9 protein-coding genes are annotated in these 17,014 nt (G+C 44.6%); all 9 read left to right on the top strand.

The genetic code is table 11. From position 1 onward, the window contains the following. The first annotated feature begins 19 nt into the window (after positions 1-19). The 9 genes from IEV61_RS16720 to IEV61_RS16680 all read left to right on the top strand — a co-directional run bounded on the left by IEV61_RS16720 (position 20) and on the right by IEV61_RS16680 (position 16,966). Positions 20-340, top strand: a complete 321-nt coding sequence (locus tag IEV61_RS16720) for an anti-sigma factor antagonist (protein ID WP_188418194.1) — start codon at positions 20-22, stop codon at positions 338-340. A 7-nt stretch (positions 341-347) separates the two neighbouring features. Then, a complete protein-coding gene (locus tag IEV61_RS16715; RefSeq protein WP_188418193.1) occupies positions 348-779 on the top strand; it encodes an ATP-binding protein in 432 nt (143 codons plus the stop codon). Between the two features lie 17 nt (positions 780-796). Beyond that, entirely contained in the window at positions 797-4,048 is a 3,252-nt protein-coding gene (locus IEV61_RS16710; protein ID WP_188418192.1) for an NACHT and WD repeat domain-containing protein, read from the top strand. Next, positions 4,045-6,798: a TonB-dependent receptor gene (locus IEV61_RS16705; RefSeq protein WP_188418191.1), complete on the top strand. Its 2,754-nt coding sequence runs from the start codon at positions 4,045-4,047 to the stop codon at positions 6,796-6,798. The genes IEV61_RS16710 and IEV61_RS16705 overlap by 4 nt, the downstream gene beginning before the upstream one ends. Next, positions 6,795-7,628: a class I SAM-dependent methyltransferase gene (locus IEV61_RS16700; RefSeq protein ID WP_188418190.1), complete on the top strand. Its 834-nt coding sequence runs from the start codon at positions 6,795-6,797 to the stop codon at positions 7,626-7,628. Before IEV61_RS16705 ends, IEV61_RS16700 begins: the two co-directional genes overlap by 4 nt. Before the next feature lie 276 nt (positions 7,629-7,904). Then, positions 7,905-11,066: an MFS transporter gene (locus tag IEV61_RS16695; RefSeq protein ID WP_188418189.1), complete on the top strand. Its 3,162-nt coding sequence runs from the start codon at positions 7,905-7,907 to the stop codon at positions 11,064-11,066. Continuing rightward, positions 11,063-14,836: a sensor histidine kinase gene (locus tag IEV61_RS16690; RefSeq protein ID WP_188418188.1), complete on the top strand. Its 3,774-nt coding sequence runs from the start codon at positions 11,063-11,065 to the stop codon at positions 14,834-14,836. The genes IEV61_RS16695 and IEV61_RS16690 overlap by 4 nt, the downstream gene beginning before the upstream one ends. A gap of 30 nt (positions 14,837-14,866) precedes the next feature. Further along, on the top strand, positions 14,867-15,751 hold the full coding sequence (locus IEV61_RS16685) for a sensor histidine kinase (RefSeq protein ID WP_188418187.1): 885 nt from the start codon (positions 14,867-14,869) through the stop codon (positions 15,749-15,751). A gap of 33 nt (positions 15,752-15,784) precedes the next feature. Beyond that, the gene (locus tag IEV61_RS16680) at positions 15,785-16,966 is read left to right on the top strand and encodes a PP2C family protein-serine/threonine phosphatase (RefSeq protein ID WP_188418186.1); all 1,182 of its coding nucleotides are present in this window, start codon (positions 15,785-15,787) and stop codon (positions 16,964-16,966) included. The last annotated feature ends 48 nt before the right edge of the window (positions 16,967-17,014 follow it).

Raw genomic sequence — 17,014 nt, 5'->3', positions numbered from 1 at the left:
GAAATATTCAACCTTAACTATGGGCTTCAATATCACATCAGAAATAACAGAGGGTGTTGCCAAACTAACCCTTGCAGGCTCGCTCGATTCTTCATCAGCTTCGATGATGCAGGCCGAAATACAGAAAGTTGCAGCCCAGTCGCCAACGGCTTTGGTGCTCTACGTTAGCCAACTTGAGTTCATGTCTTCGGCCGGTTTGCGTATGCTCATATTTGCCAAGCAAAAGCTGGGTACCACCGTGCAAATTTACATTGTGCAGCCGCAGGGGCAAATTGTAGATACCCTGCAAATGACCGGCATTATCCACAGCGTGCATATTGTTGACAATTATCCAGCCTGATGCGCCGATGGACAACGCAGCAAAAATATTTCCGGCTTCGCTTGATTCATTGGAACCAATAAGAGACTATGTATCCAAAAGGTGCGAAGTTTTAGGTTTTAACAAGAAGAAAACTTATGGTTTGTGCCTCGCTATTGACGAAATTGCAACCAATATTATCAATTACGGTTATCCGAAAGCGGGTATTGGCTTGGGTATTATTGAGGTGCATATGGCTGATGATGCCAGGCAACTAACCGTTACGTTAATTGATACTGCTGTAGCCTTTGATCCGCTTGCTCACTTGGTGCCTAACCAGGATGATATGAACAAGCCATTGGAAGACCGGCCTATAGGCGGGTTGGGCATTTTATTGGCCCGGCAAAATGTAGATGAGTTCCGTTACGAGCGCAGGGGCGATCAAAACTGTAATGTATTTGTGGTAAATGTATCATCCTGAAAAATTTGAGCCGATAAATGAGTAAAGTAAGATATACCATCAATCCGTTTCCGGGTATCAGAAACTTCGAGTCGGACGAAGATTATCTTTTCTTTGGCCGTACCCGCCAGATAGAGGAGGTAACTGCGCTGTTATCTTCTACACGTTTTTTGGCACTCATAGGTTACTCCGGCAGTGGTAAATCATCTTTGGTAAAGGCGGGTATTATCCCGGCTATTACACGGCTTAAAGCCATTTCGGAAGGTAACGGCAATTGGAGTACCATCTACTTCAGACCTGATAATAATCCTTTTCTTTCCTTTGCTGATGCCTTGGTTAATACTTTAGGTGATAATGCCTATGAAGATGAACAGCAACACGTTAAAAATACATCTGCATATTTAAAGAACGACATTAGCAACATACAGCAGGTTTACGATAAGTATAAAAGCGAGCATCAGGATAACTGGCTCATAGTTATCGATCAGTTTGAGGAGATCTTCCGTTTTCACAGCAATGCCAACGCAACGGAGGAACATAACGACTCGCAGGCTTTCATTAACCTGCTGCTTTCCGGCTTGCAAAACAGTAATCTGCCCATCTATATCATGGTGTCCATGCGGTCCGATTTTCTGGATAACTGCACCGAGTTTGACGGTTTGCCCAATGCCATCAACAGGGGGGCGTACCTTCTGCCGAGGATCTCTAATGATGGCATCCGCGATACGATCATTAAGCCTGTGGAGATTTGCCATGCTGCCATAGCGCCCCAACTGGTAGAAAGGTTGATGGAGGATTTGAACGATAACCTCGACCAACTGCCCGTACTACAGCATGCCATGATGCGTACCTGGGATTACTGGAAGCACCATGAATCGGCCGGTACCATCATTGACTTACCGCAATACGAAGCCATCGGTACCATGGCCGAGGCGCTTTCCATTCACGCCGAAGAAATTTACAACAGCCTGGGTGAGCGTAAGCAAAAAGTAGCCGAAAAAATATTTAAAGCCCTTACCGATGTTACCGTCAACAGCAAAGGCACCCGTCGCCCTGCCCAGTTATGGGAATTGATGGACCTGGCCAATGCCACCGAGCAGGAAGTGGTAGACGTGATAGATGAGTTTCGTGCACCGGGCCGGGCCTTCCTGATGCCGGTCTATACCATAGGGCTGGAAGAGAACACTGTTATAGACATTGCCCATGAAAGTTTGATGCGCGTTTGGACGCGGTTGAAAGACTGGGTATACGCTGAAGAGAAATCGGCAGAGTTATATATGCGCTTATCCAAATCTGCCGATTTGTACCAGCAAGGCAAAGCCAGCCTGTGGGTAGACCCTGATCTGGCCTTGGCCGTAAAGTGGCAGCAAGACAACCAGCCAACTGTAGCCTGGGCCACCCGTTATGATCCTGCCTTTGAGCGGGCCATAGCTTTTTTAGAATATAGTAAGAAAGAAAGTTTATTCAAAATTGAGCAGCGCGCACAAAAGCAAGCCAACGAGTTACGCAGGGCGAGGCGTACTGCCATCATTTTGGGTACCGCCTCCATCTTGTCGTTATTGCTGTTGGTATTTGCGTTGAATCTTAAGTTCAAGGCCGAGTCGAGCGAAAAGCGGGCGTTAGAAAACGAAAAGAAATTAAAAATAGAAGGTACCGAAGCCGATTTACAAAAGAAACAGGCCCTCCTTCAACAAAAAATAGCTGAACAGCAGCAAAGCATTGCCGCCCAACAACAAGGTCTGGCCGAAGAACAAAAACTGACCGCCATTAGCGAGCGTCGCAATGCTGAGTTACAAAAACTGGTGGCTATTGCGCAAAGTAAAGAAGCCAATATTCAGCGTACGCAGGCCCTATACCAAAAACGCCAAGCCGATACTGCGCGCGTAGCCGCCGTTAAATCGGGCAAAGTAGCTCAGGAACAGCGCGATAATGCCATTGTAGCCCGCAGGGAGGTAGAAACACTTCGCATGCTAACTGAAGCGCGCAGCATAGCCTTTAAATCAAACCAGCTATCGGGCGATGCTCAGAAAGATACCCTGAGCATGCAAATGGCTTTCCTCTCGTATGCTATTAACCGCGAGTATGGCGGTACGGGGCAAAATAGAGCCATCTACAACGCTTTAAAGGCGCAGGTGAACCGTTACTATAGCAAGGTGCTCCGTTACAACTATGGCGTCAAAAGCAGCGCTAACGGCTATGACTTCCGCAGCGTTGCCTTCGTTAACAACAACGACTTTTTTACTGCCGGAGATGATGGTACGGTAAACCAGTGGACGGTTACCGGTTCGCCGGTGCAGATCAAAATCAAAAAAGCCGGTAAAAGTGTAGGAGAAAGCATAACATCGATCACATTGTCGCCCGACAAGAAATTTTTGTTGGGACGCACGGTGAACGGTAAAGCCATCATCTGGAGTGTAAACAACCTTTCGACTCCTTTGGCAATGCCCGATGCCGGTATCAAAGCGCAATATGTAACGTTTTTGCCCGCGGGCGACGATTACCGTTTGTTCATCAAAACAGATAAGTATGCTAGCATTTACAGCTATGCTCCATCTGGTTACAAGTTAATTAACCGCTACCAGTTATACAAAGGCCCGGCAGACAACGGCTTGCAAGCCGGCGGTGTGCAGATTAGAAAAGGGATTACCAATGTTTTTGTGGCCCAGGGCGGGCAGATATGCACCCTCACCTTTAACGTCACAGGCGATCTTAGTGCCATAAATACCGAAATCGCCTTGCCTGAAAAAATTAGCAGCATTACCGTAAGTGCAAACGGTAACACCATGGCCGTGGGCACCGATGCGGGAAATATAGAGATGTATAATATTACGGGCGACAGGCCTGCGCTTACCGCCCGCATGAACAGCCATGGGTCGCGCGTAACGGGTTTGAGTTTTAACGGAGACCAAAGCACACTTGCTTCGGGCTCGTTAGATAACACGGTAAGGCTGGCTAAATGGCAGGATCAGGATGATAAAGGTGAAGACCTCATATTTCAGGACCGCAAAAGTTGGGTTCGCAACATCGCCATATCGCCTAATAACAAATACATTTTATCTGTGGGACAGTCTGGCTTAATTCAGTTATGGCCATTTACCGAGCGTATTGTTTTGCAGGAGCTTACCAACATTGCCGACAATAAAAAGATGATCACCGGTGACCTGAAAGATAAAGAGATAGAAAAGGAAATTGGTGCCGATATTTACAAAAGGCTATGGCAGGGCAAATACAAAAGCTTTAAAGATTTTTGGAGCACAATGACTAATAAATATATAAACAGATCGGCATGAGGCAATATTTACTCTATTGTTTTTTAGGACTTTGCCTTTGCTCATCTCAAGCTTTAGCGCAAAGGATCGATACCTGTTCTACCAGGCTGGCTTTAGCGCGCGACATGTACGAAAGCGGTAAGTTGACCGATGCATTGAAGCTTACCGAGGAATACCAAAAATGTTCGGGACTGCGCAGCAGCGAATACTATAAGCTGAAAGCTAAGATATTCTTAGCACTTGATTCTAACAATTACTCCTTACAAAATATTGCCGAGTACGTAAAGTCGAAACCCGGCAATTATGTGACCGACGACGATCCGGCTATGTTCAAAAGCATGGTGCAGTATGTGCAGGATAGTTTGGCCGACAGGCAGATCTCCTCGGTATCAAAACGCCCCGAAGATATTGATCTTACCCCGGCATCGGTTATCGTAGTTAAAGCCGCAGATATGGTTAAAAGGGGTTATGGAAATTTGGTAGACCTGTTGAGCGATTTACCGGGCTTCGATATTTCTAAAACCAACTCGGTTACCTATGCTAATGTTTATCAGCGTGGTTTTCGGCAGGAAAATACAGAACGCACCCTTTTCATGATCGATGGTGTGGAGGAGAATGATGTATGGTCTAACATTGCCTATATATCGCGTCAGTACCCGCTATCAAGTATTAGCGAAGTGGAGGTTATTTACGGGCCCGCATCAACCTTATACGGGCCACGTGCATTTGTTGGGGCTATTAACGTCATCACCAAATCGTATAAAAATCTAACACGTACCAAGGTGCAGCCCTTCACGGCCAGCGCCGATAGTACAACGCTGGGTATTCATGGCACCGCCAATATATCGGTAGGTAGCTACAACACCCGCAACGTTGATGTTACGCTGGGCGGTAAAACCACCAATTTTACTTACATCTTGTCAGGGGCGTATTACCAGTCTAACGAGCGTAATCTTGATTTTCAAAGTTTTTATAACTATGGTACTAACCAAATTGATAAGGTGCCAAACAGCACTTACGCTGCCAACTTAAACAGGCTTTCATTCACCGGTACCGCGGCTGCTGTAGATGCTGCCGTAGCTAAATACGGAGCCGCAAATTTTGTCCGAACGGTTAACAGTGACGGTACATCTACCTTGAAGGTTAATCCTGCTATGCTCAATACACTCATTGAGAAGGCGCGGACTGCTGATAAGAACACTTTTAGCGGACCGGTGAACGGTAACCCGCTAAGTTATGCCAACCAGGCGGCCGATTGGTTTTTGAGCGGTAAGCTACGTACAGGTAGCCTTGAGGCAGGCTTCCGCACCTGGAAGTTGAAGGAGAGTTTTAATTACTACCAAAGCTTATACAGTGCGGGTACCAAAAACGGGGGGCGCTGGGCACCTATTAATACTACGTTGTATACTAACTATGATAAGCGCTTTGAGAATTTTTCCTTCTCTAATCTAAATTCTTTCGAAATTTCAGGGTTAGATAAAGCTTCAAATTTAGTTACCGCCAATACATTTTACAGTGAGGTAGCACGGCTTTCGCTGTTCAACCTTTTTGAACCCACGACTTTGATAGATGGTAACAAAGATGGTTTTACCAACCGGTTCTATTACTATAAAGGTCAGCAGTTCAGGAGCGATACCAAGGTTACCTATTCAAAAAATAAAATATCGGTATTGGGCGGTTTTGAATACCGCTATAGCCAGTTACAGGGCGATTACTTGACCTATAGCAGCTACGCCACTGCCAATGCTATTGATCAAAGCAATGTGGCTTATGCGCAGGAGCAGGGCACCACAGCTACACTGCCTAAAGGCGGCAACCAATATAATACGCTCGACTTAGGTTTCTACAGCCAGGCCACTTACCAGCTTAAAGATTCATTGTTATATGCCACGGCAGGCGGGCGGTTCGATTATAACCGCATTAACACTAATGCCGGTTTTGGCCAGGTGTTTTCACCTAAACTAGCTTTGGTTGCTTCGTTAAAAACCACGGTTTGGAAGCTCATTTACTCACAGGGTATTCAAAATCCTTCACAATTTACTAAGTTTTCTACCAGTACCACTCGTAATGCCAACCCAACGCTACGGGCAGAAAAGATCAGGAATTATGAATTGATTATCCTGAATAAACATGGTAAGAGTTCTTTAAACTGGGATTTATCTGCGGCTTATTCCTCCATCATCGATGCTGTTTCGAGCGGTCCCGATCCCAATGTTGCAAACAAGGTGATCAATCAAAACAACGGTGAATACTCTATCTTCAACGCACAAGGTAACCTCATTTATCATCCCATAAACTCGCACTGGGATGCATATTTTAACGTAACCTATACCCGTGCAAGGCAAACGGCTAACAGTTCGGTAATTGATTTTACAACGCAAACCATTGCCGATATAGCTCCTGTTAAGTTGAACGCAGGCGTAAACTATGCGTTTAGCCTGAGTCAAAATCTGCTCAATATAAACTTGCGCAGTAACTATGTAGATGCCAAACCCGTGGGTAATGGTACAACCGTAAGTGCCAACAGCGGTGTTGACGGTACCAATGAGATACCACGTTACTTGATCTTTAATTCGGCATTGACTTATCAGCATAAACGCTACCAGCGCTTTACTTTGCAACTGGTGGCCAATAACCTGCTCAACAGTTTGTATTATAGTCCGGGGCCACGTGCGGCCAATGCCAATTTTACCACCGCTATCTCAGGCTTTGTGCCTTATGTAGCCCAGCGCGACAGAAATTTTCTCCTAACCTTAAAATACGATTTATGAAGCAGCCTATCTTAAACGCGTACGAGATACGCAATGCCGACTACGCCGTGGTACACAGCGAATCGGAAGTAGACTTTAATGAGTTTATTGAAGCTTTGGCCATTAAAGATGGCGAAACCGTGGTTGATGTTGGCGGTGGCTACGGCTCTATATTTATCCGGCTGATGCAGCGTCACCCTGAAATAAACTTTGCGTATGATTTGCTGGATGGAGGACTGTTTCAGTTAAAAAAAGGCGAAGTGAAAATAAAGGCGTTGCAGGAACTGTACAATAATCAATCGCAGGTGCGCTATCTGCATCAGGATGCCTTGCAGCTCGATTTGCCTGCTAATCATTATGACCTCGTGATCTGTAAAATGTTTTTGCATGAAATACCCGAGATTTGTAAAAAGGACTTAATTAAGAGCCTGTTTGCCATTGTAAAACCGGGCGGCCGGGTAGTGGTTTGGAACCCCGATCTGGAAGATAACGATTATACCTTTTACACCAGTGTGATCAGGAAAAAGGATGAATTGGCCGGTTACGAATCGTTGGTGCAAAACAGGCATTTTTTATTGAACCGCGACTTTTACGTTTTAATGCGTGATGCAGGCTTTACCGCTGTGCGCAAGCTGTTGACCTTCGATTACCATTTGCATACGGTAAACCGCCTGAACGAAGAGTTTTCGGGCGATGAATTGAAGCTACAGGAGTGGAACGATTACATCATGACCATTGCCGAGGAACTTGATACGCCCACCCGCGAATTGCTGAAGATCAAATCATTAGATAACGACATCTACATCAATTTCAAACGTAGCGTTTTTTCGGTAGAAAAGCCGCAGGTATAGATATGTAATTGCCGCCCATTCAGGCGTCCACGCCTGAATGCTAATCAATGTAAGCGTCCACGCTTACGGTCAAATTATTGTAAGCGAGGACGCTTACACCAGGACTTCGTTCAGGCGTGGACGCCTGAACGGGCGGCGAGGGAGGTAATAGCAAAAACCGTCATTGCGAGCGATAGCGAAGCAATCTCTGCGTAGGCTAAGCAAATGTCTACCTGTCGTGCAGCGATTGCTTCGTTCCTCGCAATGACGTGAATAAATATTGAGCATAAAACAAACATGGCACTCACCATAAATACGATAACCAGCAAAGTCTTCAACCTTAAAAAGGGCGAAGAAAAAGTAGTGATGCTGCTTACTTTGTATTCGTTTTTTATGGGTTTGGCCTACGCCTACTTTTATACGGCATCTACCTCGCTGTTTGTAGGCAAGTTTGAAATTTCTATGCTGCCCTATGCTTACATGGGGCAGGGCGTGGTAAGCTACATGGTTTGGTTATTGTTTAAACGTTTGCAACGTTATATTTCTTTCTCCAAGCTATTTATAGCCGGTGGCATCTTTTTGCTTATCAGCGTATGTGGTTTGTCGTTCGAGTACATACATAATCAAAGCAAGGCATCGGCTTTTGCCTTATTTGTATGGTATAATATTTTTATAATGCTTAATGGCATTGGCTTTTGGGGCATAGCTGCCAAAATATTTAATATAAGCCAGGCCAAGCGCTTGTTTGGCCTAATAGGTTCGGGCGAAATACTAGCCAGGGTAATCAGTTTCCTTTCGGTTCCGTTATTATTAAAAGTCATCAAAACCACCGATCTATTTTACTTTTCCATAGCCGGGCTGGTCATTTGCCTTTTCATCATGCCCATGATTACGCGTTATTTAAGCGGAAAGATCAATACCGCCTCACCGGCAGCTTCCGTAACGCATGAGCCCATAAAAGCGACTACCAGCATATTCAAGAATAAGTACTTTATGCTCATTTTTGTGCTGGCGCTGTTCCCGTTGTTTGCCACTTTCTATGTCGACTTTATTTTTCTGGGGCAAGTGAAGCTCCAGTTTGTGAATGCCAAGGTCATTAGTGGGTTCATCAGTATTTTTATGGGAAGTATGTCTGTTGCGGAGTTTCTGCTTAAAACCTTTGTATCCGGCCGTGTGCTTACTAAGTATAGCTTATTATTCAGTTTATTGCTGTTGCCGGTGCTGCTGGCTTTTTCTACTTTGCTGGCAGCCACGCTGGGCACGTTTTACGGTACGGTGGGCTTATTTTTTTCATTTATCATTTTGAGCCGTTTGTTTGTACGGGTGGTGCGTACACTCTTTTTTGATACCTCATTTCAAATACTTTATCAGCCCGTTCCGGTAGAAGAAAGGTTAGCCCTGCAAAGTAAGGTAGAAGGTGTTTCCAAGTCGATAGGGTTCATATTTGCCGGTGGAATGCTGGTGCTGCTTTCAAAGGCTAAGTTTTTGGATGTGGTTATCTATAACTATATCTTTCTGGTAATTATAGCCGTTTGGATTTGGGTTTCTTACAAACTATATCATGAGTATAAGCACTTGCTCAAATCGGTAATTACCAAATTAAGCGGCTTTAAAGGCGAGGAAGAAAAGAAACAGGCCATGGCTATTAACCGCTATATGGGCCTGGTAGATGTGCACGATGTTCATAAAACCAGCATCGCCTTTAATCTGCTCGAAAAAATTGCGCCGTCGGCCTTTAACCTCATGTTGCTGCGCCAATTGCCCCGAAGCAGTGCAGCATTGCAAAGCATCATTTTGCAAAAGCTGCAAAAAGGGAATATTACCCTTGCTATACCGGTTCTTGGTTTTTGTTTGAAGGATGGTAATCTTAATGGCATGGCTAAGCGTTTCGCGGAGGCGAGAGACTATCTGGTCAACGTTCAGAAAACGGATTACTCGTCGGCAGTCAATCTTTCCCGCTCGGCAAGTGTGAGTGATAGGGTAGCAGTGGCTCATTTAATGGCTTATTACCAAAACTACAACAGCTACAAAATACTTACCGAACTATTGCAGGATGAATTTACGCCGGTGCGTAATGCTGCGTTGATGGCTTCGGGCAATATTAAAAAACGCGAATTGTGGCCCTTGATGGTCAAAAGCTTGACCGACGATGAAACCGCCTACTCGGCCACGCAAGCCATTAAACATGTAGGGGAAGCCCTGTTGCCTTACCTGGCTGCTTTGCTTAACCGCAGCGACCTGCCTAAGCAAAGTTATATCCGCGTGGTGAAATCCATTGGTGATATTGACAGCACCAAGGTAGACCAGGTATTAAAATCGCACCTCAACCTGGTGGAGCCCGATATCAGGAACAATATTTTTACAGCCTTATATAATCGCCACTACCAGTTCCCAGTAAAAGAGCACCCGGTTATTAAAGAATACATCGAGAATGAAATAGATATTATTGCCTGGATAGCCGCTGCCAGTATTGATATTGAACATGCCGATGGCGCCCATGCGCTTAAAAATAGTTTGGAACTGGAACTTCGTTATAAGATTGGGTTGACCTTCAAGCTGCTGTCGATGATGTATGATGCCAACGTGATCAGGTTCTTCATCAACAGTTTTGAGGGTTCTTCGCCCGAATCGCGGGCGTATGCTATGGAGGTGTTAAACATGACCATCCCTGCCGATATTAAAGCGCTGATCATGCCGTTGTTGAGCGACTTGACACATGGAGAACTGGTACAGGCATATGACCTCAACTACGCGCAACAAAAACTTCCTGTAGAGGAAAGGCTGATAGATATCGTCAATAAGGATTATACCAAAATTAACTACTGGACAAAAGCCATGGCCGTAAACCTTTTGGCCACCTTTCCTGGTAGTGATGAAGTGTTGGTTGGGCAGATGCTGAGTCATAACAAATTGTATTGCGAAACTGTACTCTGGAAATTGCATAATAGTAATCCATACCTCATTACCGCCATGGTAGACCGCCTTACTAATGTCGATAAAGAACGCGTATTTGAGCGTACCAAGCGGTTCAAGAATATTAATTATAAGCGTTACTTGCTCACTGATGTGATTGGGCTGTTTAAGCAAAATCCATTTTTCAAAAACTTGCCCATGTTTGAGTTGATGCACCTGTGCGAGGTTATCAAACAGCAGTACCTGGCCTCGGGCAGCAGCCTTATCCTAACCGATGAGCACGATACCGAGGCGGCTTACTTCGTAATGAACGGGCACCTGCACATTACCGACGACCATGGCGAAAGGGATATTACCAATGCACAAATGTACTGGTACATACAGGATGGCGCTACCAGTCAGCTAACGATCAATGCTATGGTGAACACCGCTTATATAAGAATTAGTGCCAGTACGTTGTACGAGCTATTGGCCGAAAATCATATCCGTATCAAAAAGATGATTAATACATTAAATGCCGGGGCTGTAAACGAAGCTGTTATATGAAAATGACCTCTGCCTTGAGCCGATATATATGGAGCGTTTTAACCTGCTTACTTGCTGTTTGCAGTAATACTGCATGTTTTGCCCAGGCCATGGGCGCCGAAACCGGCATCCCCGTACAAAGTGAGTTTTTACCGGCCGATTACCAAGCCAGCGGACAAAACTTTGCTATCACGGCCGACAAACGGGGCGTGATGTACTTTGCCAACTTTACCGGCGTATTAGAGTATGATGGCAGCACCTGGCGAACCATTTTAACCCAAGAACGCACCAAGGTAAACACCCTTGTAACCGACCCAAGCGGGCGCGTTTTTGTAGGTACCCGCGGCGAAATAGGTTACCTGCAGCCCAATGCCTTAGGCAGCATGCAGTTTACCAGCCTGAACGCCTATCTCAAACCTTACCATATTACCTTTCCTGATGTAATAAGCAGTTATGCCACGGGCGAAGGTGTATACTTTATTACCAGTACACATGTCATCTTGTGGAACGGAAAGAAATTACAAGCCTGGAACACCGGCAGTCCGCTTATCAGCGCATTTCATGTAAACGGTATTTTGTATGCGCAGCTTAAACAAGGCGGGTTAAAGGCGTTTCGAAATGGCAGGTTCAGTAGTGTAGCGGGCGGCAGTTTATTTTCGGAACAGGTAACGGTTGGCGCTATGGTGAGCGCGGGTAAAAATGAAGTGCTTATTGGTTCGGGTAACCAGGGCTTGTTTAAGTTAACCGCATCGGGTATTACGCCTTACCAATGCGAGGCCAATGCATACTTCAAAACCAATTTAATTGCTTGTGCAACTAAGCTGAATGATGGTTCTACCGCCATAGGTACCGTAAATGGTGGGGTAGTGGTCATAACGGCCGGAGGTATAACCAGGCAAATTTTTAGCAAGGCTACTACGGGGTTATACAATAATAATATCCATTTTTTATATGAAGACAATAACCACGGATTTTGGATAGCTACGGAAAAAAACATCAGCCGTGTAGAAATGCCTTCTTACCTGTCGTTCTACAACAGCAAGAAGAATGTAAATGGGAATGTAACCGGTGCTACGCGTTTTCAAAACAAACTTTATATAGCCACAGATCAGGGACTAATGGTGTACAATACCCAGCGAATGCAGTTTGTAGCAGTGCCCGGTTTGCAAATGCCATGCCTGTATATTTTGAAGTTAACTAACCAGTTGTTGGTTGCCACCTCCACCGGGGTATACGGTTATGATGGCAGCAGCGCACGAAGTATAATTCCCGGTTATTCGGTAACCTTAAGCCAATCGAAAACCAACCCCGAAACTGTTTACGCAGGCCAGTTAGACGGCGTAACCGAACTACAAAATACCAACGGCCGCTTTGTTCAAAAAGCAAAACTCCCGGGTATTACCGATGAAGTGCGCGAGATTTTACAAGATGAAATGGGTTACTTGTGGCTGCAAATACCATCTAAGGGGTTGATAAGCTATAACAAAACGAGCAAAATAGCACGTTTCTACGATCAGGCCCGTGGTTTGCCTTATAATTCAGGCAACCATTTAAACTGGGTAGATGGCAAAATGCTGGTGGGCACCATCAAAGGCGCTTACCAATTTAATCAAGCCAAAAACCGTTTCGAGCACATCAATATTTTTAAAGGCGATTCAACTGCAAACCAAAACTGGATTAGCCATATGGTACAGGATAAAACCGGGACGCTATGGACAACCTCGGGTAATGGGACCGAGATCAGCTCTTTTAAAAAGACAACCTCGGGCTACGTGCCTGCCAATGCAGTTTTAGCCCCGGTTAAAAATCAGCAAGTTTTTGCCATATATCCTGATGATAATGGGTCAGGCATATGGCTGGGTAGTACCGATAATCTTATTTTTTTAGATACCCGCAGCGCGGTAAGCCTTTCGGCGGTTGAGCCGGCGCTCATCCGGTCGGTAAAGGTAAATACCGACTCACTATTGTTCAGCGGCACCTATTTTAATGAACAGAACCTGCCTGCTTACACCCAGAACAAAGCTTTCAAGCCAACGCTAAACTATCATGACAATAATATCAGTTTCACTTTCAGTTCTCCTTCGGCGGCAGGTGGCACAGGGATGCTGTACAATTATTATTTAGAAGGTTTTGATACCGACACCACCAGTTGGCTCAATCAGCAGGAAAAAGAGTATTCTAATTTGCCCGCCGGTACCTACACTTTCCACGTGCAGGCTAAAAGTATTTTTGGCTTCAAGAGTAAGCCTGCTACTTACCGGTTCACCATCACCAAGCCCTTTTATCAAACTATATGGGCCTTTATTATTTATGTTTTGGTGCTCGCGGGCATCATATTGGTAGTGGCCCGAATGCGTTCTTTAAAGCTTCAGCGGGAGAAGGAGAAACTGGAAGGATTGATCAAAGACCGCACGGCCGAAGTAATTACGCAAAAAGAAGCCATTGAAAGCCAGTCGTTAGAACTGGCCGGTAAGAACGACGAGTTAGAAAAGATCAACCAGATTGTAAAATCTATCAATGCCGAAATTGATTTCGATAGCCTGCTGCAAACCATTTTAGAAAAAGCCCGCATCATTAGGGGGGCCGAAAAGGCCGCCATGCTGGTATATGATAAACCTACCAATAGCTTTAAGTTCAAGGCCAGCTATGGCTATAATACGGCGGCGTTAGAGCAAATTCACCTCACCGGCGAAGAAGCCGAAACCCGTTACCTGTCAGCGGCTGAAGAGATTTATGAAGATATCTACTTTATCAAATCTGTTAAGAGTATTCAAAAGGATGAACAGTTAGCCAGTTTCAATAAAGCCAAGTCGAGTTTAATGATGGTAATTAAGCTTAATCATCAAATTCATGCGTTCATGATTATTGAGAATTGGCAAAAACGCAATGCCTTTGAGGAGCGCGACTTTAGCCTGTTGAAGAACCTTAAAGAGCACTTTGTGGCGGCTATCATTAAAACAACGCTTTTAGAGGATATTCAGGATACGCTTTCAAACCTTAAAAATACCCAGGAGCAGCTCATCCGACAGGAAAAACTGGCGTCGATAGGTCAGTTGACCAAAGGTATTGTAGACCGTATTCTGAACCCGCTTAATTATATCAATAACTTCTCCTCCCTCTCCGGCGATTTGATAGACGAAAGCCTGGAATTCATAGAAAAGCCCGAAATAAGTGCCGATGATAAGGAGGAAGTGATAGACCTGCTCTCTACCGTAAAAAGCAACATGAACAAGGTGCATGAGCATGGTTCAAGCGCCTCGCGGATTGTAAAAGGGATGGAGAAAATTCTTCGTGAGAAATCGAACGAGTTTGTAAGCACCGACATTAACAAACTGGTAGAAACCAGCGTAAAGCAAGTAATACAGGAAGGCCGCAAAGAGTTTCCGGGCGTAGATGTAGCTATACGGCTTAACCTGGATGCCAAACAGGAGGAGGCCAGCATCTTATTACATGAGATGAATACCGTGCTCAACAACCTGCTTATTAATGCTTATTATGTAGTGGCCGAAAAGCAAAAGGCACATGCACGGCATTTACCCCAGGTTACCGTGACTACCATTTTTAATGAAGATAATTTTGAGATCATTATTGAAGACAACGGTAAGGGGATATCGGCTATAGAGCAAAAGCAATTATTTCAGCCCTTTTTTACCACCAAACCTACGGCAAAAGGTACAGGCTTGGGCCTTTATTTAAGCCAGGAAATTATAAAGGAACACAGAGGTGCCATAACGGTAAAAACCCAGGAGAACCAGTTTACCGAATTTATCATCAGCATACCCAAATCTTAATTTAAGCCCATCAAAAATCAACCAATTATTATGGATGTTAAACCTCAAGTTATAAACGGCATTGATCTCGAGCCCGATAAGCTGGTCATGGAAATAGAGCGGCTGCATGCTATTATGCTGGAGCAGGAAAAGCTGGCATCTATTGGGCAGTTAACTGCCGGTATTTTACACGAGATCAGGAACCCGCTTAACTTTATCATCAATTTCTCGAAAATTAGCCTGAGCTTGGTAGACGATATGAAGGAGATATTGGGGAAGGTGAATGATGGAGTAACCGAAGATGATTTAGACGAACTCACCGACATAGAAACCAACCTTAGCCGTAACCTCGATAAGATTTGTGAAAACGGGGAGCGTGCCATGCGTATTATGGTAAATATGCTGGCACAATCAAAAGAAATCAACGCCGAAATTTTTGAACCAACCAACTTAAACCAGCTGGTCGACGATTTTTTAAAGCTTGCCTACCAGGGTGTGCGTGGCAATAATTCTGATTTTAACCTGACTATGAAAACCAGTTTTGACAAGGCCATAGGAAAAGTTAACGTTGATGCACACGATTTGGGCCGTGCCATTTTAAATATTGTGAATAATGCCTGCTATGCCATGGAAGATAAGCGAAAGCAACTGCCAGCAGGCACTTACAGTCCGCAAATAGAGGTAAATACCCTGAAAACAGCAACCGGCTTTTCGGTAAGTATTAAAGACAATGGCACTGGTATACCGGCCGCTGTAAAGGAAAAGATATTTAAACCTTTTTTTACCACCAAGCCTAATAACGAAGGTACCGGCCTGGGTTTATCCATGACGTATGATATCATTAGCAAGATACATAAAGGTACCCTGGAGGTAAACTCGGTAGACGGCGAATCAACAGAGTTCATTATCAGCATACCCGCTACCACCGCTAACTAACTAAAACTACAACACCCTCAATATAAAAAGTGTATGATAACCATATTATGTGTAGATGATGAACCGGATATGGAAATGCTGGTGATGCAGCAATTTCGTAAACAGATCAGAAGCAAGGAATATGCATTTATTTTTGCCAGTCACGGTCAGGAAGCGTTAGAGAAGCTGGCCGAGCACAGTGATATTAAGATCGTGCTTTCTGATATTAATATGCCCGAAATGGATGGCTTAACCTTCCTCTCCAAACTCAAAGAAAATAACATTACCGAACTTAAAACCATTATGGTTTCGGCTTACAGCGATATGGATAACATACGCACGGCCATGAACCGCGGTGCGTTCGATTTTATTACCAAGCCCATTAATTTTGATGATATGGACATTACCATCAAAAAAACGCTGAGCGAAATAGAGGTATATGCCAATTTTAGGCACGATAGAGAGAAACTCATAGCCATACAAAAAGACTTGGCCATAGCCTACGAAATACAGCAAAGCATGCTGCCCAAAAAAGAAAACCCTTTTCCTGAACGTAAAGAGTTTTCGTTGCATGGTTTACTGCAACCGGCAAAATCTGTAGGGGGCGATCTGTATGATTACATGCTGCTATCAGCCAACCGCTTGTTCTTTCTCATTGGCGACGTATCTGACAAGGGCGTACCTGCGGCCTTATTTATGGCTATAACCCGCACGCTTTTTAAAACCCATTTTGATAACTACCCCAATGCCGATCTGAAAGAGCAGATCATTCACATTAACAACATCTTGGCGCGCGATAATCCGTCGTTTATGTTTGTGACCGTTTTTGCCTGTATATTGGATATTGATACCGGGCTGGTAGAGTATGTAGATTGCGGTCATGAACAGCCCTTAATATTGCGCAAAGCCACGCAGGAAGTGGAAGTGCTAAAGAAAAAGGACGGTGGTTTGCCCATTTGTTTAACCGAAGATTTTCCTTACTTTTCTTCTACTTTTCAGCTTAACCCGGGTGATAGCATTGTGCTGTACACCGATGGTTTGGAAGATGCACACGATGTTGACAACGTGCGCTTTACCATAGAGCCGAGCAAGCAGTTATTGAAGTATGCACTCATTAACGAAGAGCCCACCAAGGTTAACACCGAGCTTTTAAAGAACGTGAACAGCTACATAGGTGATGCCAACCAGTTTGACGATATAACGCTGCTCACCCTGAAATATCACGGTAAGCAGTAATCAAATAAAAAGTAATAAAATAACCAGTTCCTAAAGCCCTCCCTCCCG

The organism is Mucilaginibacter galii, assembly GCF_014635825.1.
Lineage (GTDB): Bacteria > Bacteroidota > Bacteroidia > Sphingobacteriales > Sphingobacteriaceae > Mucilaginibacter > Mucilaginibacter galii.
The sequence above is the reverse complement of the archived record's forward strand: the minus strand, read 5'-3'. Positions and strand labels throughout refer to the sequence as shown.

Bases quoted from the DNA above. Each gene is read 5' to 3' on its own strand.
- IEV61_RS16720 (WP_188418194.1), top strand. From the start codon at position 20: ATGGGCTTCAATATCACATCAGAAATAACAGAGGGTGTTGCCAAACTA.
- IEV61_RS16690 (WP_188418188.1), top strand. From the start codon at position 11,063: ATGAAAATGACCTCTGCCTTGAGCCGATATATATGGAGCGTTTTAACC.
- IEV61_RS16705 (WP_188418191.1), top strand. From the start codon at position 4,045: ATGAGGCAATATTTACTCTATTGTTTTTTAGGACTTTGCCTTTGCTCA.
- IEV61_RS16680 (WP_188418186.1), top strand. From the start codon at position 15,785: ATGATAACCATATTATGTGTAGATGATGAACCGGATATGGAAATGCTG.
- IEV61_RS16685 (WP_188418187.1), top strand. From the start codon at position 14,867: ATGGATGTTAAACCTCAAGTTATAAACGGCATTGATCTCGAGCCCGAT.
- IEV61_RS16710 (WP_188418192.1), top strand. From the start codon at position 797: ATGAGTAAAGTAAGATATACCATCAATCCGTTTCCGGGTATCAGAAAC.
- IEV61_RS16700 (WP_188418190.1), top strand. From the start codon at position 6,795: ATGAAGCAGCCTATCTTAAACGCGTACGAGATACGCAATGCCGACTAC.
- IEV61_RS16715 (WP_188418193.1), top strand. From the start codon at position 348: ATGGACAACGCAGCAAAAATATTTCCGGCTTCGCTTGATTCATTGGAA.
- IEV61_RS16695 (WP_188418189.1), top strand. From the start codon at position 7,905: ATGGCACTCACCATAAATACGATAACCAGCAAAGTCTTCAACCTTAAA.